Origin of the sequence: Bradyrhizobium sp. RT6a, assembly GCF_040547675.1 — a bacterium.
Lineage (GTDB): Bacteria > Pseudomonadota > Alphaproteobacteria > Rhizobiales > Xanthobacteraceae > Bradyrhizobium.
The window spans coordinates 617860-639576 of record NZ_JBEPQC010000004.1 but is presented as its reverse complement, the minus strand read 5'-3'; the positions used below and the strand labels follow the sequence as shown (position 1 = coordinate 639576).

The following is a 21717-nucleotide window of genomic DNA, read 5'->3' as shown; positions in this document are numbered from 1 at the left end:
CCTGCCGGCTCGGTGATGACGGGGATTTGGCCGCGAGCCGCCTGCCCTGCGCAGCACGATTAACTTGTCTGTCGTGGCTGGCCGCTACAATATGTTGGATTGCGTCGCCGGTGACCGCACCGGCAACGCCGCAGAGCCAGGCCCGTCCGAGCGGCGGGCCGTTGGCTTTTTGGGAGTTTGGTCATGAGCCGAGCGAACCGTACCGACCACATCCGCCTCACCTCCCATCCGGAGCCGGGCCGGAAGGCGGCCTTCCCGATCCACTGGGGCGCCGCCGACGCACGCGCCCGCGGGCCGATCATCGGCACGGTGTCGCGCGCCGGGGATCGCAACGTGATCGGCAGCCATGGCGGGTCCTATGCGATGTACCGCGCGCTCGCGGTGTCCGCCGGCGCGCTCGATCCGATCCGTAGGCCCGATCTCACCAACACCTTTCCGGCCGCGACCATCGGGCCGTTCCCGCAATGGAGCGATCCCGCAAAAATCGTCGCACTCGATCCCTGGGGGCATCTCGTCGCCGAGAATTTCGGCAAGGAGATCGCCGAGGGTTCCGACATCAGGCCGAGCATCGCGGTGACGCGTGCGCGACTGGACCTGCCGGAGATCCGCGAGGCGCTCGCCGCCAAGCGCCTACGCGCCGACGGCGACGTCGTGCATGCCAATGGCAGCGTGTCGGTGGTGAAGATCGCGATCGATCCGGTCTGGTATCTGCCGGGCCTTGCGGAACGCTTCGCGACCAACGAGACCGAGCTGCGGCGCACGCTGTTCGAGCAGACCGCCGGCATGTTCCCCGAACTGGTGACCCGGCCGGACATGAAGGTGTTCCTGCCGCCGATCGGCGGCACCACCGTGTATATGTTCGGCGATGTGACAAAACTGCCGGACCATCGCACCAAGATCACCTGCCGCGTGCATGACGAGTGCAACGGCTCCGACGTGTTCGGCTCCGACATCTGCACCTGCCGGCCCTACCTCATTCACGGCATCGAGGAGTCCGCGCGCGGCGCGCAGGAGGGCGGGCTCGGGCTCGTGATCTACAATCGCAAAGAAGGCCGCGCGCTCGGCGAGGTCACGAAATTCCTGGTCTACAACGCGCGCAAGCGCCAGGAGGACGGCGACGCGGCCGCCGCCTATTTCGAGCGCACCGAATGCGTCGCCGGCGTCCAGGACGCGCGCTTCCAGCAATTGATGCCCGATACCATCCACTGGCTCGGCCTGAAGCGCATCGACCGCTTCCTCTCGATGAGCGACATGAAGCATGACGCGTTGACCTCGCAGGGCATCGACATCGTCGAGCGCGTGCCGATCCCGCCCGAGCTCATTCCCGCCGACGCCTATGTCGAGATCGCCGCGAAGAAGGCCGCCGGCTATTACTCCACCGACATCGCGCCGGAGAAGGACGTCGACGGCGTGGTCGGGCGTTCGCTGGAAAAATACTGATCGATTGATGGCAGAGGCTTTGGAATTGCAGGCCCGTTCGCTGCTCAGCGCAGCAGCGGTTCGTGCGCGTGCCGGCGAGATGTTCGAGATCGGCCTGAACGGCGGGCTGACGCATTTCACGATCGATCTCGATCGCATGGACGGCGTTGCCGACGCCGTGTTGGCTGTCACGCGAAAAGCCTATCCGACGCTGGAGATTCCCTTTCATGCGCGCTGGCGCCATTTCGTGCTTGGCGGCGTCAACCGATGGGCGCGGCTCGCGGACGCGGCCCCGTGGCCGGATCGCGCCGCGCGGGCGCGCGCGGAGTTCGACCTTGCCATCGTCAGCGTGCTGCTTGATGCCGGTGCGGGCGCGGCGTGGCGATATCGCGACGTGACGACGGAGCAAGACATCGGCCGATCCGAGGGACTCGCGATTGCAAGTCTCGACATGTTTGCGAGCGGTCTTTTTTCCCACGATCCCCGCGCGCCTTTCAGGGCCGATGCGGACATCCTTGCTAAACTGCCCCTCGCCTCCCTCACCTCCGCCTTTCAGGTGAACGATACCAATCCGCTGCTCGGGCTCGAGGGACGGACCGATCTGCTGCGGCGCTTGGGCAAGCTAGTGGCGGAGCGCGCGGACGTGTTCGGCTCGCACGACACGCCGCGGCCGGGCGGCTTGTTCGATCACATCGCGGCGCTGGCGAAGGGCGGCGCGGTCCCCGCGCCCACGATCCTGTCGGCGGTGCTGAACCAGCTCGGACCGATCTGGCCGTCGCGACTCGAGCTTGCCGGAATTCCGCTCGGCGATTGCTGGCGCCATCCGGCGATCAAGACCAGCGATGCGACCTCGAGCCTCGTGCCCCTGCACAAGCTGTCGCAATGGCTGAGCTATTCGTTGATCGAGCCGCTCCAGCGCGCCGGGTTCGACGTCACCGACATCGATGGCCTGACCGGACTTGCCGAATATCGCAACGGCGGCCTGTTCGTCGATCACGAGGTGTTGCGCCTGCGCGACGCCGCCGATGCCGAGCGTGCGCATGAGGTGGACTCACTGCTCGTCGTCGAGTGGCGCGCGCTGACGGTGGCGCTGCTGGACCGGCTGGCCGATTTGGTCCGCGCAAAACTCGGCCGCACGCCTGAGACATTGCCGCTCGCCAGCATTCTGGAAGGCGGCACCTGGGCCGCGGGCCGCGCCATCGCCTTCGCGCGCCGCCCCGATGGTTCGCCGCCGCTCAAGGTGATCAGCGACGGCACGGTGTTTTAAACCCTCTCCCCTTGTGGGAGAGGGTGGCTTCGCGGAGCGAAGCCGGGTGAGGGGTTGTCTCCGCGGGCATATCTCTCACAGGAGTTCGCGGAAAGTACCCCTCATCCGGCGCTTCGCGCCACCTTCTCCCACAAGGGGAGAAGGAAGAAAGGCATCCCGTCATGCAAGGCGTCACGATCGTCGATCATCCGCTGGTGCAGCACAAGCTGACCCTGGTGCGGGACAAATCGATCTCGACCAAATCGTTTCGGGAGCTGATCAAGGAGATCGGCATGCTGCTGTGCTACGAGGTGACGCGCGACCTGCCACTCGCCGATACCGTTATCGAAACGCCGCTGGCGACGATGCATTCGGCTAAGATCGCGGGCAAGAAGCTGGTCTTCGTGCCGATGCTGCGCGCGGGCACCACCTTCGTCGACGGCATGATGGACCTGGTGCCGACGGCGCGCGTCGCGCATATCGGGCTCTATCGTGAGCCGCACAGTTTTGCGGCGGTCGAGTATTTCTTCAAATCGCCGTCCGATCTCGGCGAACGCCTGGCCATCGTGGTGACGCCGGTGGTGGCGACCGCCAACACCGCTGTGGCCGCGATCGACCGGCTGAAGGAGCGCGGCGCCAAGGATATTCGCCTCGCCTGCCTGATCGCCGCCCCCGAAGGGCTCGAACGGCTGCGCGGACTGCATCCGGACGTCCCGATCTGGACGGCCGCGGTCGACGAAGGTCTCGACGAGAACGGTTTCATTTTGCCGGGGCTCGGCGACGCCGGCGACCGCGCCTACGGGACGCGATAGGCGCCGGCCTGCAAACCGCGCCACATTAGGAACAGCTTCGCTCGCGCAAGGTTTTCCTGCTCTACGATGGAGAGCATGATGACCTATCAGGATGACGACCGCAGAGTAGACAGAGCACGCCGCAACAGCCCGGTGGGCTGGGCTATCGGCGCGATCTTCGTGATCGCCGTGGTCGCGGCCGTCTTCTTCTACAATGGACGCGATGTCGGTCCCCAGACGACCACCACCAGCCCGACCAACGCGCCGAGCGTCACCACGGGCTCGACCAATCCGGCCGCCCCGGCAAAGTGATACGAGGGCCGCTTCGTCAGGTCGGCGGCCGCGGCGGCAGATCCTTCGCGTCCGCGGGCGCGGGCTTCTCCTTGAGGTCGGCGATCAACCGTTCCATCTCGCCGATCTCGCGCACCTGGGCTTCGATGATGTCGTCGGCCAGCTTGCGGACGCGGGGATCCCTGATGTGCGCGCGCTCGCTGGTGAGAACGGCGATGGAATGATGCGGGATCATCGCCTCCATATAGGCGACGTCGGTCACGGTCTGCTGGCTTCGAACGAGCCAGAGCGAAACCGCAAACACGACGGCGCTGACGGCCAGAATGGCGACGTTCGCCGTACGGTTCCTATACATGCCCCACATGAAGCCCAGCATCACAGCGGCCATGACGGCGCCCATCAGCAACGCCATCCACGTCCGGGTCTGGCTGTACCAGACGTGATCCAGAGCGAAGGTGTTGAGATACATCAGACCGAACATGATCACGGTGGAAGCCGCGATCATCGTGACGAAACGACCGTAAGCCATGAGGAACATTCCTGCTGTCTATCGGGGGATAACCACTCCCCGAGCGATCGTTCCTCGCCGACGATGATTTGGCGGGGCCAACGCGGGGCGGCGAGAGATTCAGATCTTGCCGCTGCCGCAGATCCCCTTCAGCGACTGCCACTCCGCATCGGTCAGCAGCGGCGGACCGCTGACGGGGCGGTCTTCTTTCGTCATGCGGGCGAGGCGGTCCTCGGTTAGCGGATGGCTCGCCAGGATCGACGTGAGGCCGCCGCCTTCCTTGCCGGTGATGCGGAACATCAGCTCGGCCGCGGGCTTCGGCGAACGGCCGAGCTTATGCATGATCTCGATGGCGAACGTATCCGCAGCGGTCTCGGCTTCGCGGGAATAGGAGGCCTCGACCACGCTGCGCGAGGCGAAGATCACGGCGCTCGAGCCGGTGACGTCGCCGAACAACAGGCCGATCAGGAACGAGGTGCCGCCGTTGTAGATCAGGCCGCGCATGTTGTCGTAATGCTTGAGATGACCGAGCTCGTGGGCGAGGATGCCGGCGAGCTCGTCCGGGCTTTCGGCCTTGTCGAGCAGGCCCTTCAGCACAAAGACCTTGCCGCCGGGCAGCGCGAACGCGTTCGGCACCGGGGTCGGCAGCACGCCCGCGGTCATGGAATCGTCGTCGAGGCCGGCGGCATCGCGCAGCCGATTGACGAGTTTGATGAACGCCGCCTTTCCCGCCGCATCCTCGCACACATTGCGGCCGAAGATGGTCTTTACCTGAACCTCCGACGCATCGCCGATTCGCCGCTCGATCGGTTTCGGCACCAGCGGCGCGAGGCGGTCGGCAGCGAGCGGCACGCCGAACAGCACGACGCAGACGATGGAGACGGCGGCAGCCATCGACCAGCCGACGATCTTTGCGACGCCGCGACGCGAGGTCTGGTGCTCGTCGAGCCGCATGCAGCGCGCGGTCACGTCCGACGCGAGCAGAGCGTCGCGGATTTCCAGCCGCGCCAGCGGCGGCGCGGAAGCGCAGCCGAGCCGCAAAATGCCGGGCGGGCTGTCGGCGCGGCGGATGTCGGCATAGGCCCAGCGAACGGGCGTCCCGCCCTCTTCGACGATCTCAAGCGCGTCACTGAGCGTCAGTGTCACCTGCCGTCTGCGGCTCGACACGCCGTCGAAAAAGATCGTCGGCTTCGCGGACTGCGCCGGGGCCTCGGCGAATACGTCACTCACAGCTCAGAATCCCGCGACATCGAGTCCATCGGCAAAGCCTTCGCCCAGCGCGCTGGCAAGCTCGGCACTGCCACGCACATCCGCGGCGGCGGCGATGTTGTGCACCTCGACGGTTTCCAGCACCTTGGCCCAGAGATCGCGCTGGAGATAGACCCGCATGACGATGTTGACCGCAAGGGCGACGGCGAAGTAGCCGATGACCATCATCACCAGCATCGGGATGCTTCTGGAGGCATTTCCGGGGCCGAAGACTTCGTCGGCCGGAACGCCGCTCAGCTGGACGACGAGCATGGTGGCACCGCCAATATAGAAGCCGAAAATGGTCGAGAGCAGCAGCCACCAGCCGACCACCTTCCAGTACAGGCCGTAAAATGCGTTGTGCGGCAACTCCGAGGACAGGCTGACGCCGCCGATGCGAATGCCGTCGAGCCACCAGCGCCATTCGCGCGCCTTGAACTCGGCATAGACGAACGGAGCGAGGGGGAAAATGACGAGCGCGATCGGGCTCAGCAGCCACAGCCACCAGCCCCGCTTGAAGAACGTCCAGCCGTCGGCTTCGAAATCGCCGCGCAAATCGCCGTAATGGGTGTGCCGCATCTTGTAGCGTTCGAGCGAAGCCTCGCGCCACGGCAATGCGAGACCAAGCGTCAGAAACACCAGCAAGCCCCACAGCATGGCGCGGAACGAATAGGCCCAGCCCGATCCGTCCATCCAGAACCGCACGCCGCGCCAGACCGTGCGCGTCAGGCGATAGCGCCGCGCGCGAAAGATCGCGAACTGACCGAAGGCGTAGAAGCTGATGAACAGCGGCGTGGAGGCAAAGCCCTGCCAGCGCTCGAACTCGATGCCGACAAGGAAGTAGGCGAGGTAGATCGGCACCAGGATCGCGAGCGCGAACAGAAAGCCGACCAGAAGCTCCCTGGCCCGCCCGGTATATTCGGCGGCATCGCCGTCGACCGCGGTGTTCGCCCAGAGATGACGGCGGATGTCGGTGACGAGCCAGAACCGGTAGAAGCCGAAGGTGACGAGCTCGAGCAGGGCACCCTTGGTGACCAATTTGCGAAACTCGGTGCGGTTGCCGGTGAAATCGACCCGCGTGGGCGGCAGCGGCGGAGGTAAGGGCTCGGAGCCGATGGGGGCCCATTGCATGTCGTTCACGGCGGCAACCTCGGGATGCGGATCTGGTTCGATCAAACTATAGATCAGAGATTAGTCGATGCCCAAGATGGGCGGGTTCGATTTGGCTCGATTCGGGTCGATTTCTGGCACGATTCCGCGGCCGAGGGCGTGCGCGAGATCACGTTCGCGAATGTCGCGTCGCCCGGATGGAGCGAAGCGCAATCCGGGACAGCGGCAGTGGCCGCCCGAATCCCGGATTACGCTTACGCTCCATCCGGGCTACCGGCGAGATCTTGGCAAAACTCGCCCTTGCTCCGGCGCCGACAACGGGTTGTAATTGCAAATCAAATACCGCAGCGCAGAATTCAACGAGAACGCGCGGTTCATGTCAGGGAGAGCGGTCATGCATGGGACCATCGAAAGCGCGGCGAAGCTCGACGCGTTACGCGCACGCGCAACGTCACTGCCGCTGGAGCAGTTCGATCCAGGCGACCCCGAGCTGTTCAGGACCGATACGTTCTGGCCCTATTTCGATCGCCTGCGCCGCGAAGATCCCGTGCACTATTGCAAGGACTCGATGTTCGGGCCGTATTGGTCGGTGACGCGCTACAACGACATCATGGAGATCGAGACCAATCATTCGGTGTTCTCCTCGGCCTCCTCGCTCGGCGGCATCACCATCCGCGACATCGATCCGGATCTGCGCCGCGAGAGCTTTATCTCGATGGACCCGCCGCGCCACGCGGCGCAGCGCAAGACCGTGGCGCCGATGTTCACGCCGACGCATCTGGACAATCTCGCGCTGAGCATCCGCCAGCGCTCGGCGGAGTGCCTGGACAATCTGCCGCGTGGCGAGGTGTTCGACTGGGTCGACCGCGTCTCGATCGAGCTCACCACGCAGATGCTCGCCGTGCTGTTCGACTTCCCCTGGGAGGACCGCCGCAAGTTGACGCGCTGGTCGGACATCGCGACCACCATTCCCGGACCCGACGGCCTCGTCGCCACCGAAGACGAGCGTCAGGCCGAGCTGACGGAATGCGCGGGCTATTTCACGCGGCTGTGGAAGGAGCGCATCGCGCAGCCGCCGAAGAGCGACCTGTTGTCGATGATGGCGCATGGTGCCGCGACGCGCGACATGGACGCGAAGAACTTCCTCGGCAATCTGATCCTTCTGATCGTCGGCGGCAACGACACCACCCGCAACACCATGTCCGGCTCGCTCGACGCACTGAGCCAGCATCCGGAGCAATATCGCAAGCTGCGCGACAACCCCGCGCTGCTCGACAGCTTCGTGCCGGAAGTGATCCGCTGGCAGACGCCGCTGGCCCATATGCGGCGCACCGCGCTTGCGGATTTCGAGTTCCGCGGCAAGCAGATCAAGAAAGGTGACAAGGTCGTGATGTGGTACGTTTCGGGCAACCGCGACGCCGACGCGATCGAAAAGCCCTACGAATTCATCATTGACCGCGCGCGGCCGCGCACGCATCTCTCATTCGGCTTCGGCATCCACCGCTGCGTCGGCTTGCGGCTTGCCGAACTCCAGCTCAAGATTATCTGGGAAGAGATCCTCAAGCGATTCGACCATATCGAGGTGGTCGGCGAACCCAAGCGGGTCTATTCGAGTTTCGTGAAGGGTCTTGAAGCCTTGCCGGTCAAGATTGCGGCTTAGATTCGCAAAGATGAGTTCGACACGTCCACAAGGAAGCTGCGCCCACTCTCCCGCACGCGGGAGAGGTCAAGCAAGCAACTGGAGCAACCCACCATGAACATCCAAGCGCCGGTTAAAGTGGACAAGGCCGAACGCATGCGCAGGGCTCGCGAAGAGGCCTATGCGACACCGCTGGCGCAGTTCCACCCGGGCGCGCCGAGACTGTTCCAGGACGACACCCTGTGGCCGTGGTTCGAACGGCTGCGCAAGGAAGAGCCGGTCCATTACTGCACCAATGCGCCGATCGAGCCGTATTGGTCGGTGGTCAAGTACGACGACATCATGCATGTCGACACCAACCACGGCCTGTTCTCCTCCGACTCGACGCTCGGCGGCATCGGAATCCGCGACGTGCCGGAAGGCTATGATTGGCCGAGCTTCATCGCCATGGACCAGCCGCGTCATTCGTCGCAGCGCAAGACGGTGTCGCCGATGTTCACGCCGACGCATCTGGACGAGCTGGCAAAACTGATCCGCCAGCGCTCGCAGACCGTGCTCGACAATCTGCCGCGCAACGAGACCTTCAATTTCGTCGAGCGCGTCTCGATCGAGTTGACGACGCAGATGCTGGCCACCCTGTTCGACTTCCCCTGGGAGGAACGACGCAAGTTGACGCGCTGGTCCGATGTCGCGACCGCGCTGCCCAAGAGCGGCATCGTTGCTTCCGCCGAAGAGCGCCGCCGCGAGATGGACGAATGCTACGCTTACATGTCCAAGCTCTGGAACGAGCGCGTCAATTCCGCGCCGCGCAACGATCTGCTGTCGCTGATGGCGCACAACGACGCCACGCGGTTCATGGATCCCGACAATCTCATGGGCAACATCATCCTGCTCATCGTCGGCGGCAACGACACCACGCGCAACACCATGACCGGCTCGGTGCTGGCATTGAACGAGAATCCGGAGCAGTACGACAGACTGCGCGCCAATCCGGAACTGATTGATTCCATGGTGCCAGAAGTGATCCGCTGGCAGACCCCGCTCGCGCATATGCGGCGCACCGCGCTGCAGGACACTGAAGTTGGCGGCAAACACATCAAGAAGGGCGACCGCGTCGTGATGTGGTACGTCTCCGGCAACCGCGACGAGGAGATGTTCGAGAGGCCGAACGAGTTCGTCATCGACCGCCCGCGGCCGCGCACCCACCTCTCCTTCGGCTTCGGCATCCACCGCTGCGTCGGCATGCGCCTCGCCGAACTCCAGCTCAAGATCGTCTGGGAAGAGATGCTGAAGCGCTTCGACCGCATCGAGGTGGTCGGTGAGCCGAAGCGGATCTATTCGAGCTTCATCAAGGGCTACGAGTCGCTGCCGGTGAGGATTCCGGGGTAGAGCGCCATCCTCCGTCATTGCGAGGAGCTCTTGCGACGAAGCAATCCAGACTGTCACCGCGGAGGGATTCCTGGATTGCTTCGCTGCGCTCGCAATGACGAGGTTTTGGGTGCACTTGCGCGCCAAACTCGGTGAGATCACCCCAGCTATAAAATTCCGGCATGACAGGTCGCGCCAAATGCGAAGGCGAGATCGCGCGCGACTGTTCTACGACGTGGGCACGCCTAACTCAACTTGATGTCCCACACGCCGTCCTTGCGGCAGGCGGCGACCTCCTCGCGCAGGAGGGCGGTGACGGCAACCGAGGCCGTCGAGACCGGACGGTCGATCGGAGAGGCGAATATGAGCTCGCGCGTCATCGGCTTCGAGACGACAGCCGTTTCCAGCCGCCCGTCCGCGACCTCGCCGTGGACCGACGAGGGCGGCAGCAGCGCGAAGCCGAGGCCTTCCTCGACGAGGCTCGTGAGCACGCGGAACGAATCCGCCTCGAGCTGGACGTTGAGCTTGATCTTGCGTTGCGCCGCCGCGTGCTCAATCAGCGCACGGAGGCCGTGGGAATGACTGGGCAGCACCAGCCGTTGCCGCAGCAGCCAGCCGACATCGACGCTCTTCTTGCGCGCCAAGCCACAACCGCGTGGACCCACCGCGACGATGTTGTCGCGACCGAGGCTCTCCACGTTGAGATGCAGATCGGCGGAGCGGCCGTAGAGGATGGCGAGATCCATCTCGCCGCGATGCAGCCATTCGACGAGATGACCGCTGTAGCTCTCGACGATGCGCAGCGAAATGCCGGGAAACTTTTCGACGCAGCGCCGCGCGAAGCGCGCCGACAGCACGCAGCTCACGGTCGGGACCAGGCCAAGCACGACCTGGCCGGACGGCGGCCCCTTGGACGACTGGATGTCGTCCCGGATCTGGTCGATCTGCCGCACGATGCCGGAGGTGCGCGCCAGCAAGAGGCGGCCGGCATCCGTGAGCACCATGCCGCGGCCGTTGCGAGTGAACAATTCGGTGCGCAGCTCGTGTTCCAGCAGCTTGATCTGCCTGGAGAGCGCCGGCTGCGCCACACGCAACGTATCGGACGCCTTGGAAAGGCTGCCGAGCTCCGCCACGCAACTGAAGGTCCTGAGCTGACGGAAATCCATGCTTGCCAATCCTGGAAGGCTACTCCATACGCTATAGCAAATGAGCATAGGGGGCTGGCATTGTTTTCACAACGCCAGAGGATCGGCCGGCGTTATCCTAACTGCCGCACATACGGGAAACCCCATGAGTGAAGAACACCACACCGAAGATCACGCCGATATCCGCGAAGCCGTCGCAAAGCTCTGCGCGCAGTTTCCCGGCGAATACTGGCGCAAGCTCGACCGTGAGATGGCCTACCCCAAGGCCTTCGTCGACGCGCTGACCGAGGCCGGTTATCTCTCGGTGCTGATCCCCGAGGAGTATGGCGGCGCCGGCCTGAAGCTTTCTGCGGCCGCCGCGATCCTCGAAGAGATCCAGCGCGCGGGCTGCAACGGCGGCGGCTGCCACGCCCAGATGTACACGATGGGCACCGTGCTGCGGCACGGCAACGACGAGCAAAAGGCAAAATATCTGCCGAAGGTCGCGAGCGGCGAATTGCGGCTGCAGGCCTTCGGCGTCACCGAGCCGACCAGCGGCACCGACACCACCTCGCTGAAGACTTTTGCGCGCAAGGACGGCAACGCCGGCTACATCGTCAACGGCCAGAAGATCTGGACCAGCCGCGCCGAACATTCCGACCTGATGCTCCTGCTGGCGCGGACCACGCCGAAGGACCAGGTCAAGAAGCGCACGGATGGACTTTCGGTGTTCATCGTCGACATGCGCGAAGCCAAGGACAAGGGCCTCGAGATCCGCCCGATCCGCACCATGATGAACCACGCCACCACCGAAGTGTTCTTTACCGACATGAAGGTGCCGGCGGAAAATCTGATCGGCGAAGAGGGCAAGGGCTTTCGCTACATCCTCTCCGGCATGAATGCCGAACGGATCCTGATCGCGGCCGAATGCGTTGGCGACGCCAAATGGTTCATCGCGAAGGCCACCAATTACGCCAAGGAGCGCAGCGTTTTCGGCCGGCCGATCGGCCAGAATCAAGGCATCCAGTTTCCGATCGCCAAGGCCTACGCTGCGATGCGCGCCGCCGAACTGATGGTGAAGCAAGCGACGCGCAAATACGAGGCCGGGCTCGACTGCGGCGCGGAGGCCAACATGGCCAAGATGCTGGCGGCCGATGCGTCGTGGGAAGCGGCCAACGCCTGCGTCCAGACCCATGGCGGCTTTGGATTTGCCGAGGAATACGACGTCGAGCGCAAATTCCGCGAGACGCGGCTCTATCAGGTGGCGCCGATCTCGACCAATCTCGTGCTGTCCTTCATCGCCGAGCATGTGCTCGGCATGCCCCGCTCGTACTGAGGCAGCCATCATGGGAGCTCTTGACGGGATCAGGGTGATTGCGGTCGAGCAGGCGGTGGCAGCACCGTTCTGCTCGTCGCGGCTGGCGGATGCCGGCGCGGAGGTCATCAAGATCGAGCGGCCGGAAGGCGATTTCGCCCGCGGCTATGACGCGGCAGCCAAGGGCCAGAGCAGCTACTTCGTGTGGCTGAACCGCGGCAAGCAATCGGCGGTGGTCGATCTCGCCACCAAGGAAGGCTGCGCCGAGCTCGAGAGACTGATCGCGAGCGCCGACGTGCTGATCCAGAACCTCAAGCCGGGCTCGATGGACAAGCTCGGCTTTTCGCGCGAGCGGCTGCTGAAGGATTATCCCAGGCTGATCTCGTGCACGATCACCGGCTATGGCGACGAGGGCCCCTATGCGCACCGCAAGGCTTATGATCTCTTGATCCAGGCCGAGAGCGGCCTGGCCTCGATCACCGGCAATCCCGACGGCGCCTCGCGGGTCGGCATGTCCATCGTCGACGTCGCGACCGGCGCCACCGCGCATGCAGCGATTTTGGAGGCGCTGATCGGGCGCGGACGCACCGGCAAGGGCGCTGACATCCGCATCTCCATGTTCGACGTGATGGCGGACTGGTGCACCGTGCCGCTGCTCAACTCGGAAGCCGGCAATCCGCCCAAGCGCATGGGGCTGCGCCATCCCTCGATCGCGCCCTACGGCGTGTTCACGTCGAGCGACGGCAAGGACATTCTGATCTCGATCCAGAGCGAGCGCGAGTGGAAGACGCTTTGCGCAAAAGTGCTGGACCAGCCGGACCTGCCCGCCGATCCGCGCGTTGCGAACATGGTCGAGCGCGTGCGCAACCGCGACTTCACCGACAAGACGGTCGCGGATGCCTTCGGCAGGATGACGCGCGACGAGCTATTGAAGCGGCTGTCCGACGCCGACATCGCCTTTGCCGAGGTCAACACCATGGCCGATCTCACCAATCATCCGCACCTGCGCCGCATCGAGGTCGACACGCCGCAGGGGCCTGTCAGCTATCCCGCGCCGGCGCCGATCATCATCGGCGAGACGCGCAGCTATGGCGCGGTGCCAGGGATCGGCGAAAATCCCCAATCCAGGAAATAACAAGAGCGAGGCGTCATGACCGAGAAGCTCGACATCGATCATCTCAGGCAGTGGATCGGCCGCAGCGAAGAGGCAACCGACACCGTCACGGCGCAGCTCGTGAAGGGCCTGCGCGCGACGCTGTTCCAGGAGGTCGGCGCGCCCAAGGCGGGCGATGCGGCGCCGTTCACGGTGCATTGGTGCCTGGCGCAGCCGGTGTTTCCGATGTCGATGCTCGGCCCTGACGGCCACCCCACCCGCGGCGGCTTCCTGCCGCCGGTGCCGCTGCCGCGCCGGATGTGGGCCGGCGGCGAGATCGAGTTCCTGCAGCCGCTGCGCGTCGGCGATGAATCGACGCGAACCTCGCGCATTGCGGACGTGCAGGTGAAATCAGGCTCGACCGGCACGCTGTGCTTCGTCTCGGTCGAGCACAGCATCTCCTCGCCGCGCGGCATCGCCATCCGCGAGCGGCAGGACATCGTCTATCGCGAGATGACGACGACGCCCGCGCCGGCAAAGGCCCCGCCTCCGCCGCCGAAGGCGCAGCATCGCGAGACGCATGTCTCGGACCCCGTGCTGCTGTTTCGTTATTCCGCGCTGACCTTCAACGGCCACCGCATCCATTACGACCGCGACTACGTCACCAAAGTCGAGGGCTATCCGGGCCTGATCTTCCACGGGCCGTTGCAGGCAACGTTCATCATCGAGATGGCGGCGAAGCTGCACGGCGGCAAGGCGCCGAAGAAATTCACCTATCGCGGGGTGCAGCCGCTGTTCGAGGGTTCCGAGTTCTCCATCAACGCCAACGAGACCGAGGCGGGCATGGAGCTGTGGACCGCGAACGCGGAGGGACAGCCGACGATGAAGGGAACGGCGGTGTGGTGACGCTCTCTCCTCGTCATTGCGAGGAGCGAAGCGACGAAGCAATCCAGACTGTCACTGCGGAGAGATTCTGGATTGCTTCGCTTCGCTCGCAATGACGGGTGGGGCTGATAGCCGACAAACATCAGGGAACGGAAATCATGGCGAAGAACGGCAAGAGCGGCAGCAAATCCGTCACCGTCAAGCAGGCGACGCTCGACCTGCTGCGCTCCTTCGGCATCAAGAAGGTGTTCGGCAACCCAGGCTCGACCGAGCTGCCATTCCTGAGCGACTGGCCCGACGACATCGACTACGTGCTGGCGCTTCAGGAAGCCTCCGCGGTCGGCATGGCCGACGGCTATGCGCAGGCGACGCGCAATGCCGGCTTCGTCAACCTGCATTCGGCAGCCGGCGTCGGCAACGCGCTCGGCAACATCTATACCGCGCATCGCAACCAGACGCCGCTGGTGATCACCGCGGGCCAGCAGGCGCGCTCGATCCTTCCGTTGCAGGCATTCCTCTATGCGGAGCGCGCCTCCGAATTCCCGCGGCCTTATGTAAAGTACAGCGTGGAGCCGGCGCGACCCGAGGACGTGCCGGCCGCGATCGCGCGCGCCTATTACACCGCGATGCAGCCGCCATGCGGGCCGACCTTCGTCTCGATTCCGGTCGACGACTGGGCGCATGCCGCAGCTCCTGTCGAATCCCGCAAGGTCAGCCGCGAGATCGGGCCCGAGGCTGATGCGATGACCGCGCTGGTCACAGCGCTCGGTTCGGCCAAACACCCTGCCCTCGTCGTCGGCCCCGGCGTCGATCGCGCCAGCGCGGTCGACCTGATGGTGCGCGTGGCCGAGAAGGCAAGGGCCAGTGTCTGGGTCAGCCCGTTTTCGGCGCGCTGCTCGTTCCCGGAACGCCATCCCCAGTTCGCGGGCTTCCTGCATGCCTCGCCGGCGCAATTGTCGGACGCGCTGCGCGAGCACGACCTCGTCATCGTGATCGGCGCGCCGGTGTTCACCTTCCACGTCGAAGGCCACGCCGCGATCTTCGACGGCGGCGCGACGATCTTCCAGATCACGGATGACCCCGATGCCGCAGCGGTGACGCCGGTCGGAACCAGCATCATCGCGACGATGAAGCCGGCGCTTTCAATGCTGCTCGATCTCCTGCCCGAGAACAAGCGCGCGGCACCGAAGGGACGTACGCTGCCCCCGGCGCCGCAAGCCGGCGATCCGCTGCCGGTCGAATTCCTGCTGCATTCGCTGTCGCAGGCCATGCCGGATGGCGCGTCGCTGGTCGAGGAAATCCCCTCGCACCGGCCGGCGATGCAAAAGTTCATGCCGATGCGCGGCCAGGACAGTTTTTACACCATGGCGAGCGGCGGCCTCGGTTACTCGCTGCCGGCCGCGGTCGGCATGGCGTTGGGCAAGCCGAACAGCCGCACCGTGTGCCTGATCGGCGACGGCTCGGCGATGTATTCGATCCAGGCGCTGTGGACCGCCGCGCAGCGCAAGCTGCCGCTCACCATCGTCGTCATCAACAATTCCGGCTACGGCGCGATGCGCTCGTTCAGCCAAGTAATGCAGGTGAGGAATGTGCCGGGGCTCGAACTGCCGGGCATCGATTTCGTCCGGCTCGCCGAAGGCATGGGTTGCCACGCGGTGCGGGTGAGCAAGGCAGCCGAGCTGGGCGAGGCGCTCAAGGGCGGGTTGGCGTTCGAAGGCACGAGCCTCGTCGAGGTGATCGTGGATTCGGCGGTGCCGGTGCTGTACGGGCAGAAGCATTGACGACGTCGTCCCGGCGAAGGCCGGGACCCATACCGCACGATTCATCGGTTGTGCTCGGCGCCAATCCCGAACAACCAATCTTCACCAAACGTCTCCCTGGGGTTATGGGTCCCGGCCTTCGCCGGGACGACACCAGGTTTTTGGCCAATGCCGCCGCGCAAATCTAAGACGCCAGGAATCCGCCATCGGCTGCCAGCACATGCCCGACGACATAGGACGACGCGTCGGACGATAGCCACACCACCGCCTCGGCCACCTCCTCCGGGCTCCCCATCCGCCGCAGCGGCAGGCCCGCGCTGACGGTTGCGACATCGCCGACACCGGCACGCAGCATCATGTCGGTGACGACGCGGCCGGGGGCGATGGCGTTGATGCGGATGCCGCGTGGCGCGTTCTCCATCGCAGCAGAGCGTGTCAGCGAGATCGCCGCAGCTTTGGATGCCGAGTAGAGCGAGAACCCGGGATTGGGATTGCGCACGCCGCTGACGGAGGCGTTGACGACGATGCTGCCGCGGCCTTTCGCGAGCATGACAGGCAATTGATGGCGCAGGCACAGGAACAGCGCGCGGACATTAGTGTCGAACACGCTGTCGTAGACAGCCGTGCCCTGCTCCTCCAGCGGGGCGCGCCGCTCCTGGAAGCCGGCATTGTTGAAGGCGACGTCGAGCCTGCCGCATCGCTCGACCGCCGTGGCAACGATGCGTGCGACGTCGTCTTCGCGCGTGATATCGGTCTTGATCGCGATGGCATCCGCACCGAGTTCGCGGCACGCCGCGGCGGTGGCGTCGATCTCGGCTTCGCGTCGGCCCGCCAGGACAATCGCCTCCGCGCCTTCGGACGCCATTCGCAACGCCGTGGCACGGCCGATGCCGCTTCCGCCACCCGTCACCAGGCAGACCTTGCCCCTCATCCGCGCTCCCGGCGGCAAAGTTCCGCTCATGGCTCACTCCAAAACGCTTGCGCGCGCCGTTGCACGCATATAGTTGTATGATACAACTATATGCGTGGAGTCAAGCATGACCGGGCTTTCGCTGATCGACGACATCCGCGCGGCCTCGCGCCTGATGGTGCGCGAGCTCGGCTTCATGGATGCGACCGTGGCGGCATCGGACTATCCGCCGTCGGCCGTGCATACGATCCTGGAGATCGGTATTCGTGGGCCGATGAATTCGGGCGAGCTCAGCGATTTCCTGCGGCTGGAGAAATCGAGCGTCAGCCGCCTGGTGCGCAAGCTGATCGACTGCGGCGAGTTGCGGGAGACGCCCGATGAAGCCGACGCACGCAGCAAGGTGCTGTCGCTGACGGCGAAGGGCCGCCGCACGCTGGAGGCGCTGCACGCGTTCGGACGGCAGCAGGTGAGTGGCGCACTCGCGGCGCTGACGGAGGCCGAGCAGCGCACGGTGCGGGAAGGGATGATGCTTTATGCGCGGGCATTGCGGCAGAGCCGGGTGGAGGACGAGGTGGAGTCGGCGGCGTGACCACCAGCGTCGTCCCGGCGAAGGCCGGGACCCATACCCACAGGCGGATGTGGTCACGAGGACTCGGAGTTTACGGCCGAGCCAAACAACTACTCCCTGGGATTATGGGTCCCGGCCTTCGCCGGGACGACAGCGAGTGTTGGCGCCCGCCTTCCCTACGTCCCGAAGTCTTCCCGCATCCTGGCCTGGATCTTGGCCATGCCGCCGATCCAGCGGTCGTAATTCTCGGTCTTCTTGCGCATGTAGCCGAGCACCTGCGGGTGCGGCAGGATCAAGAACGTCTCCTGATCGAGGCCGGCGAGCACGTCCTTGGCAACCTGCTCGGGCGAGAGGTCACCGTCGCCGGATTGCGGGCCCTTGGGAATCGAACGCAGCATGTTGGTGTCGACGCCCTGCGGACAGAGGATCGAGACACGGATGTTGTGTGCCTTATGTGAGATCGCGAGATTTTCGGCAAAGCCGACCGCGGCATGCTTGGTGGTGGAATAAGCCGGACTGCCGACCTGCGACAGCAGTCCCGCGGCCGAGATCGTGTTGAGGAAATAACCGCCGCCACGCGCCTTCATGCGCGGGATCAGATGCCGCGCCGCATAGACGTGCGCCATGACGTGAATAGCCCAGCTGCGCTGCCACGGCTCATCCGAGGCACCGCCGGCATTGACCGACATCGGATCGAAACCGCCGCCGATGCCGGCATTGGAGCAGAACAATTCGATTGGGCCGAACTGCCGCTCGGTCTCATCGATGACGTGGGAAATATCCTTTTCCTGCGCGACATCGCATTTGAACGCCGCGCCATCCACTGTGGCAGCGACCGCCCGCGCGTTGTCCGCGTCCATGTCGGCGACGACCACCTTGGCCGCACCCGCCTTGTGAAACGCCTCGCACAGCGCCTTGCCGATGCCGTTGGCGCCGCCCGTGACGACCACGACCTTGCCGGTCACCTGCATGCGACGTCTCCTCTTATACCGCTACGCTTATTCCGCTTCGCGGAGCTTGCTCAGCTCAACACGAGGTCGAGCACCGCGGTATAATGGCATGCCGCTCCGGCCAAGACAAAGCCGTGCCAGATCGCATTCTGGAAGCGCAGCCGCCGCCAGGCATGGAAGATCACGCCAAAGCTGTAGAGCAGGCCGCCGGCAAGGATGAAGCCCAGCACCAGCGCAGGCAGCGCCTTGACCACGGAATCGTAGAGCATGATGCCGCTCCAGCCCATGGCGAGATAGATGCCGACCGCAACGCGGTCGAACCGGCCGGGGTAGAGAAGTTTCAGCACGATGCCAAGCATCGCCACGCACCAGACGCCGGTGAGCAGCACCAGCGCGAAGCCGCTGTCCTTCACCTCCAGGATGAACGGCGTGTAGGTCGCCGCGATCAGGAGATAGATCGCCGAATGGTCGAATCGCCGCAGCAGCCATTTGGCCGGTGAGATCGGCCACAGATTATAGGTCGCCGACAACACCAGCATCGAGAGCAGGCCGGCGACGTAGATCGCGACGCCGACGATGTCGGTCGCGTCGGCATAGAGCACCGTCAGCACCACCAGCACGGTCGCGGCAACGATGCCGCAGAGCACGCCGATCGCGTGGATCACGCCGTCGGCGATTAACTCGGCGCGGTCGTAGTGCCAGCCGATCGCGTCGGCGGCTGCGTGGACGGAGGAGGATGCGAGCTGTTTCAGGTGGAAGACGGTCATGGCAATCCGCAAAGTGAGACAATACCCTCTTGTATGGGTGTTTCGGGATCGGCGCGTCGTTCAAACGGCTGATTTGCCGACAAAGACGGTGGAAGTATGAAGCTTGATTTTCCTCAGGCAGTTGCCACTTTTGTGACTAGTCCTTTTTGCGTATCCGCCCCCGCCCGGGATTCCCAACGTTCATATGGCATTTAGTTTCCAGGATATGTTCGAGGAGGCGCGCCTGTCGGCTCGGGCGCTGATCGACTACGGCGAGCATTTCTTCAATCCGACGGTACGATTGGGGGTCACCGGCCTGTCCCGAGCCGGGAAGACGGTGTTCATCACCGCGCTGATCCACGGTCTGACGCGCGGTGGGCGGTTTCCGGTGTTCGAGGCCTATTCATCCGGGCGGATCGCGCGGGCGCATCTGGCGCCGCAGCCGGACGACGCCGTGCCCAGATTTGCCTATGAGAGCCATCTCCGCGCGCTGATCGAGGAGCGGCGCTGGCCGAGCTCGACCGTCGACATCAGCGAGCTCAGGCTCGTCATCGACTACCAGCGCCCGAACGGCGCCGACCGCACGCTGACGCTCGACATCGTCGACTATCCCGGCGAGTGGTTGCTCGATCTGCCGCTGCTTCAGAAGAGTTTTGAGCAATGGTCGGCCGAAAGCCTGGCGTTGTCGCGCGAGGCGCCGCGCGTCCATCTTGCCGCGGATTGGCACGCGCATCTCGCAACCCTCAAGCCCGAGGCGCGCGAGGATGAACAGGCGACGCTCACGGCCGCAAAGCTGTTCAGGGGCTATTTGCAAGGCTGCCGCGACGAGCGGTTTGCGATGAGCCTCTTGCCACCCGGCCGCTTCCTGATGCCGGGCAATCTGGCCGACACACCGGCACTGACCTTTGCGCCGCTCGACGTTCCCGCAGGCGGCCAGGCGCCGGAGGGATCGCTGTGGGCCATGATGGTGCGCCGCTATGAGGCCTACAAGGACGTCGTGGTGCGGCCGTTCTTCCGTGATCATTTTGCCCGGCTCGATCGCCAGATCGTGCTGGCCGACGCGCTCGCCGCGTTCAACGCCGGCCCCGAAGCGCTGCATGATCTCGAAGCCGCACTCGCGGGCATTCTCGACTGCTTCAACATCGGCCGCAGCACGTTCCTCAGCGGCCTGTTTCGGCCGCGCATCGACCGCGTGCTGTTCGCGGCGACCAAGGCGGATCACCTACATCATTCCAGCCACGACCGGCTCGAGGCCGTGCTGCGCCGCGCGGTCTCGGGTGCTGTTGCGCGCGCGGAAACTACCGGCGCGGCGATCGACGTCGTCGCGCTCGCCGCCGTCCGCGCCACGCGCGAGGCCCAGGTCGCGCATGGCCGTGACAAATTGCCGTCAATTTTGGGAACGCCGGCCGCGGGCGAAAGCGCCGGCGGCGAGTTCTTCGACGGCAACACGGAAGTCGCGACCTTTCCGGGCGACCTGCCGCTGGATCCCGAGCCGCTGTTCAACGGCATCGACGCATTCCGTGGCCTCTCGACCGAGGCCGCCGAGAAGAGCGATTTTCGCTTCCTGCGCTTCCGTCCGCCAAAGCTCGAACGCGAGGGGGCGGACCAGCCGGCGCTGCCTCACATCCGCCTCGACCGCGCCTTGCAGTTCCTGATCGGAGACAAGCTGTCATGAACGACCGATCGAAGCCACGGCGGCCGGCGACGTTCCGGCTCGACGACCCAGGCGTCGTCGTCACCGAGGCCGACGAGACGACCCGGCTCGGCCGCACCACCATCCAGATCACGCCGGAGCCCGATCCGGCGACTTTGCCGGTGCCGATCGCAGCGACGCTTCCGGCGCGGCGCGGCTTTCCCTGGGGCGCATTGTTCTGGTCCGGCGTTGCCGGGCTGACGCTGCTCGGCGTCGGGCTTGGTGTCGTCCGTCTGATCGAGGATCTGTTTGCACGCAGCGACAGCCTCGGCTTCGTCGGACTGGCGCTTGCCTCCCTCACCGCCCTTGCGCTCGCGGTGGTGACCGGACGCGAGGCATTCGGGCTGGCGCGGCTGGCAACCATCGAAAAGCTGCATCAGCGCGCAGCCGCCGTCCTTGCCAGCGACGATCGCAACGAGAGCCGCATCATCGTGCAGGACCTGCTCAAGATCGCGCATCAGAACCCGCAGCTCGCGCGCGCCCGCGCCACGCTGGAAAGCCACGCCGGCGAAATCATCGACGGCGCCGACATGATCCGGCTCGCCGAGCGCGAATTGATGTCGCCGCTGGACATCGAGGCGCGGCGGCTGGTGTCGTCAGCCGCGCAGAAGGTCTCGATCGTCACGGCGGTGAGCCCGCGTGCCGCGATCGACGTGTTGTTCGTATTCGTGGCGTCTCTGAGATTGATACGCCAACTTGCGCGGCTCTATGGCGGCCGTCCCGGCGCGCTCGGCATGATCCGCCTGCTCCGCCACGTCATCGCCCATCTCGCCATCACCGGCGGCATGGCGGCGAGCGACAGCCTGGTGCAGCAGATGCTCGGCCACGGCATTGCGGCGAAGCTGTCGCAGCGGCTGGGCGAAGGCATGCTGAATGGATTGCTGACGGCGCGGCTGGGCCTCGCCGCGATCGACGTCACACGGCCGCTGCCATTCGCGGCCCTGCCGCCGCCAAAACTGTCGGACCTCGCGACGGATCTGCTGCGGAAGAAGGATGAGGAGGAGTAGCGTTCTGTTCGCGACGCCCTCGTTTTCCCCTCTCCCCTTGTGGGAG

The 21717-nt window shown here is 65.0% G+C and carries 20 protein-coding genes; 13 read left to right on the top strand and 7 right to left on the bottom strand.

What is annotated here, in order from left to right:
• Positions 1–183: 183 nt before the first annotated feature.
• The 4 genes from ABIC03_RS24880 to ABIC03_RS24865 all read left to right on the top strand — a co-directional run bounded on the left by ABIC03_RS24880 (position 184) and on the right by ABIC03_RS24865 (position 3768).
• A complete protein-coding gene (locus ABIC03_RS24880) occupies positions 184–1440 on the top strand; it encodes a GTP cyclohydrolase II (protein ID WP_275173652.1) in 1257 nt (418 codons plus the stop codon).
• Between the two features lie 7 nt (positions 1441–1447).
• Positions 1448–2686, top strand: a complete 1239-nt coding sequence (locus ABIC03_RS24875) for a URC4/urg3 family protein (RefSeq protein WP_275173651.1) — start codon at positions 1448–1450, stop codon at positions 2684–2686.
• 161 nt (positions 2687–2847) lie between these two features.
• Positions 2848–3477, top strand: coding sequence for a uracil phosphoribosyltransferase (gene upp / locus ABIC03_RS24870; protein WP_027520210.1), 630 nt, complete (start codon positions 2848–2850; stop codon positions 3475–3477).
• Positions 3478–3555: 78 nt separating this feature from the next.
• Positions 3556–3768: a hypothetical protein gene (locus ABIC03_RS24865; protein ID WP_354061829.1), complete on the top strand. Its 213-nt coding sequence runs from the start codon at positions 3556–3558 to the stop codon at positions 3766–3768.
• Between the two features lie 16 nt (positions 3769–3784).
• Here ABIC03_RS24865 and ABIC03_RS24860 read toward each other — a convergent pair whose 3' ends face one another.
• From ABIC03_RS24860 to ABIC03_RS24850, 3 genes are all read right to left on the bottom strand, one after another.
• Complete coding sequence (locus ABIC03_RS24860; protein ID WP_354061827.1) at positions 3785–4276, bottom strand: DUF305 domain-containing protein; 492 nt, start codon at positions 4274–4276, stop codon at positions 3785–3787.
• A 99-nt stretch (positions 4277–4375) separates the two neighbouring features.
• Positions 4376–5485 (bottom strand): M48 family metallopeptidase, encoded by a 1110-nt coding sequence (locus ABIC03_RS24855; RefSeq protein WP_354061825.1) that lies wholly within the window; start codon positions 5483–5485, stop codon positions 4376–4378.
• Positions 5486–5488: 3 nt separating this feature from the next.
• Entirely contained in the window at positions 5489–6643 is a 1155-nt protein-coding gene (locus ABIC03_RS24850; protein ID WP_354062028.1) for a YjgN family protein, read from the bottom strand.
• Between the two features lie 364 nt (positions 6644–7007).
• Between ABIC03_RS24850 and ABIC03_RS24845 the strand changes: the two genes are divergently transcribed.
• Complete coding sequence (locus ABIC03_RS24845; RefSeq protein ID WP_275173647.1) at positions 7008–8273, top strand: cytochrome P450; 1266 nt, start codon at positions 7008–7010, stop codon at positions 8271–8273.
• A gap of 93 nt (positions 8274–8366) precedes the next feature.
• Positions 8367–9641 (top strand): cytochrome P450, encoded by a 1275-nt coding sequence (locus ABIC03_RS24840; protein ID WP_354061823.1) that lies wholly within the window; start codon positions 8367–8369, stop codon positions 9639–9641.
• Between the two features lie 224 nt (positions 9642–9865).
• Here ABIC03_RS24840 and ABIC03_RS24835 read toward each other — a convergent pair whose 3' ends face one another.
• Positions 9866–10786 carry a LysR substrate-binding domain-containing protein gene (locus ABIC03_RS24835; RefSeq protein WP_275173645.1) on the bottom strand — a complete coding sequence of 307 codons (921 nt, stop codon included), beginning with the start codon at positions 10784–10786 and terminating at the stop codon, positions 9866–9868.
• A 124-nt stretch (positions 10787–10910) separates the two neighbouring features.
• On the opposite strand from ABIC03_RS24835, the gene ABIC03_RS24830 reads away from it, so the two are divergent.
• The 4 genes from ABIC03_RS24830 (at position 10911) to mdlC (ending at position 15818) form a co-directional block, all read left to right on the top strand.
• Positions 10911–12080, top strand: coding sequence for an acyl-CoA dehydrogenase family protein (locus tag ABIC03_RS24830; RefSeq protein WP_354061820.1), 1170 nt, complete (start codon positions 10911–10913; stop codon positions 12078–12080).
• Between the two features lie 10 nt (positions 12081–12090).
• Positions 12091–13194, top strand: a complete 1104-nt coding sequence (locus ABIC03_RS24825; protein WP_354061818.1) for a CaiB/BaiF CoA transferase family protein — start codon at positions 12091–12093, stop codon at positions 13192–13194.
• 15 nt (positions 13195–13209) lie between these two features.
• A complete protein-coding gene (locus ABIC03_RS24820; protein WP_354061816.1) occupies positions 13210–14058 on the top strand; it encodes an HTD2 family dehydratase in 849 nt (282 codons plus the stop codon).
• A gap of 137 nt (positions 14059–14195) precedes the next feature.
• Positions 14196–15818, top strand: a complete 1623-nt coding sequence (gene mdlC, locus ABIC03_RS24815) for a benzoylformate decarboxylase (protein WP_354061814.1) — start codon at positions 14196–14198, stop codon at positions 15816–15818.
• Positions 15819–15981: 163 nt separating this feature from the next.
• Here the strand turns inward: mdlC and ABIC03_RS24810 are convergent, their stop codons facing one another.
• A complete protein-coding gene (locus ABIC03_RS24810; RefSeq protein ID WP_354061812.1) occupies positions 15982–16758 on the bottom strand; it encodes an SDR family NAD(P)-dependent oxidoreductase in 777 nt (258 codons plus the stop codon).
• Between the two features lie 76 nt (positions 16759–16834).
• On the opposite strand from ABIC03_RS24810, the gene ABIC03_RS24805 reads away from it, so the two are divergent.
• Positions 16835–17296, top strand: a complete 462-nt coding sequence (locus ABIC03_RS24805) for a MarR family winged helix-turn-helix transcriptional regulator (RefSeq protein WP_354061810.1) — start codon at positions 16835–16837, stop codon at positions 17294–17296.
• A gap of 155 nt (positions 17297–17451) precedes the next feature.
• On the opposite strand, the gene ABIC03_RS24800 is transcribed toward ABIC03_RS24805, so the two are convergent.
• Together ABIC03_RS24800 and trhA are read right to left on the bottom strand one after the other, a co-directional pair.
• Positions 17452–18246 (bottom strand): SDR family oxidoreductase, encoded by a 795-nt coding sequence (locus ABIC03_RS24800; protein ID WP_354061808.1) that lies wholly within the window; start codon positions 18244–18246, stop codon positions 17452–17454.
• Between the two features lie 50 nt (positions 18247–18296).
• Positions 18297–18992, bottom strand: a complete 696-nt coding sequence (trhA, locus tag ABIC03_RS24795) for a PAQR family membrane homeostasis protein TrhA (RefSeq protein ID WP_354061806.1) — start codon at positions 18990–18992, stop codon at positions 18297–18299.
• A 184-nt stretch (positions 18993–19176) separates the two neighbouring features.
• Between trhA and ABIC03_RS24790 the strand changes: the two genes are divergently transcribed.
• Positions 19177–20646: a YcjX family GTP-binding protein gene (locus tag ABIC03_RS24790; protein WP_354061804.1), complete on the top strand. Its 1470-nt coding sequence runs from the start codon at positions 19177–19179 to the stop codon at positions 20644–20646.
• Positions 20643–21671, top strand: coding sequence for a YcjF family protein (locus ABIC03_RS24785; RefSeq protein WP_354061802.1), 1029 nt, complete (start codon positions 20643–20645; stop codon positions 21669–21671). The genes ABIC03_RS24790 and ABIC03_RS24785 overlap by 4 nt, the downstream gene beginning before the upstream one ends.
• The last annotated feature ends 46 nt before the right edge of the window (positions 21672–21717 follow it).

What these genes read in the sequence shown, in the direction of transcription:
- ABIC03_RS24840 (WP_354061823.1), top strand. Translation starts at nt 8,367, where the DNA reads ATGAACATCCAAGCGCCGGTTAAAGTGGACAAGGCCGAACGCATGCGC.
- ABIC03_RS24805 (WP_354061810.1), top strand. Translation starts at nt 16,835, where the DNA reads ATGACCGGGCTTTCGCTGATCGACGACATCCGCGCGGCCTCGCGCCTG.
- ABIC03_RS24845 (WP_275173647.1), top strand. Translation starts at nt 7,008, where the DNA reads ATGCATGGGACCATCGAAAGCGCGGCGAAGCTCGACGCGTTACGCGCA.
- mdlC (WP_354061814.1), top strand. Translation starts at nt 14,196, where the DNA reads ATGGCGAAGAACGGCAAGAGCGGCAGCAAATCCGTCACCGTCAAGCAG.
- ABIC03_RS24810 (WP_354061812.1), bottom strand. Translation starts at nt 16,758, where the DNA reads ATGAGCGGAACTTTGCCGCCGGGAGCGCGGATGAGGGGCAAGGTCTGC.
- ABIC03_RS24825 (WP_354061818.1), top strand. Translation starts at nt 12,091, where the DNA reads ATGGGAGCTCTTGACGGGATCAGGGTGATTGCGGTCGAGCAGGCGGTG.
- ABIC03_RS24820 (WP_354061816.1), top strand. Translation starts at nt 13,210, where the DNA reads ATGACCGAGAAGCTCGACATCGATCATCTCAGGCAGTGGATCGGCCGC.
- trhA (WP_354061806.1), bottom strand. Translation starts at nt 18,992, where the DNA reads ATGACCGTCTTCCACCTGAAACAGCTCGCATCCTCCTCCGTCCACGCA.
- ABIC03_RS24865 (WP_354061829.1), top strand. Translation starts at nt 3,556, where the DNA reads ATGACCTATCAGGATGACGACCGCAGAGTAGACAGAGCACGCCGCAAC.
- ABIC03_RS24785 (WP_354061802.1), top strand. Translation starts at nt 20,643, where the DNA reads ATGAACGACCGATCGAAGCCACGGCGGCCGGCGACGTTCCGGCTCGAC.
- upp (WP_027520210.1), top strand. Translation starts at nt 2,848, where the DNA reads ATGCAAGGCGTCACGATCGTCGATCATCCGCTGGTGCAGCACAAGCTG.
- ABIC03_RS24830 (WP_354061820.1), top strand. Translation starts at nt 10,911, where the DNA reads ATGAGTGAAGAACACCACACCGAAGATCACGCCGATATCCGCGAAGCC.
- ABIC03_RS24880 (WP_275173652.1), top strand. Translation starts at nt 184, where the DNA reads ATGAGCCGAGCGAACCGTACCGACCACATCCGCCTCACCTCCCATCCG.
- ABIC03_RS24860 (WP_354061827.1), bottom strand. Translation starts at nt 4,276, where the DNA reads ATGGCTTACGGTCGTTTCGTCACGATGATCGCGGCTTCCACCGTGATC.
- ABIC03_RS24875 (WP_275173651.1), top strand. Translation starts at nt 1,448, where the DNA reads ATGGCAGAGGCTTTGGAATTGCAGGCCCGTTCGCTGCTCAGCGCAGCA.
- ABIC03_RS24835 (WP_275173645.1), bottom strand. Translation starts at nt 10,786, where the DNA reads ATGGATTTCCGTCAGCTCAGGACCTTCAGTTGCGTGGCGGAGCTCGGC.
- ABIC03_RS24800 (WP_354061808.1), bottom strand. Translation starts at nt 18,246, where the DNA reads ATGCAGGTGACCGGCAAGGTCGTGGTCGTCACGGGCGGCGCCAACGGC.
- ABIC03_RS24790 (WP_354061804.1), top strand. Translation starts at nt 19,177, where the DNA reads ATGGCATTTAGTTTCCAGGATATGTTCGAGGAGGCGCGCCTGTCGGCT.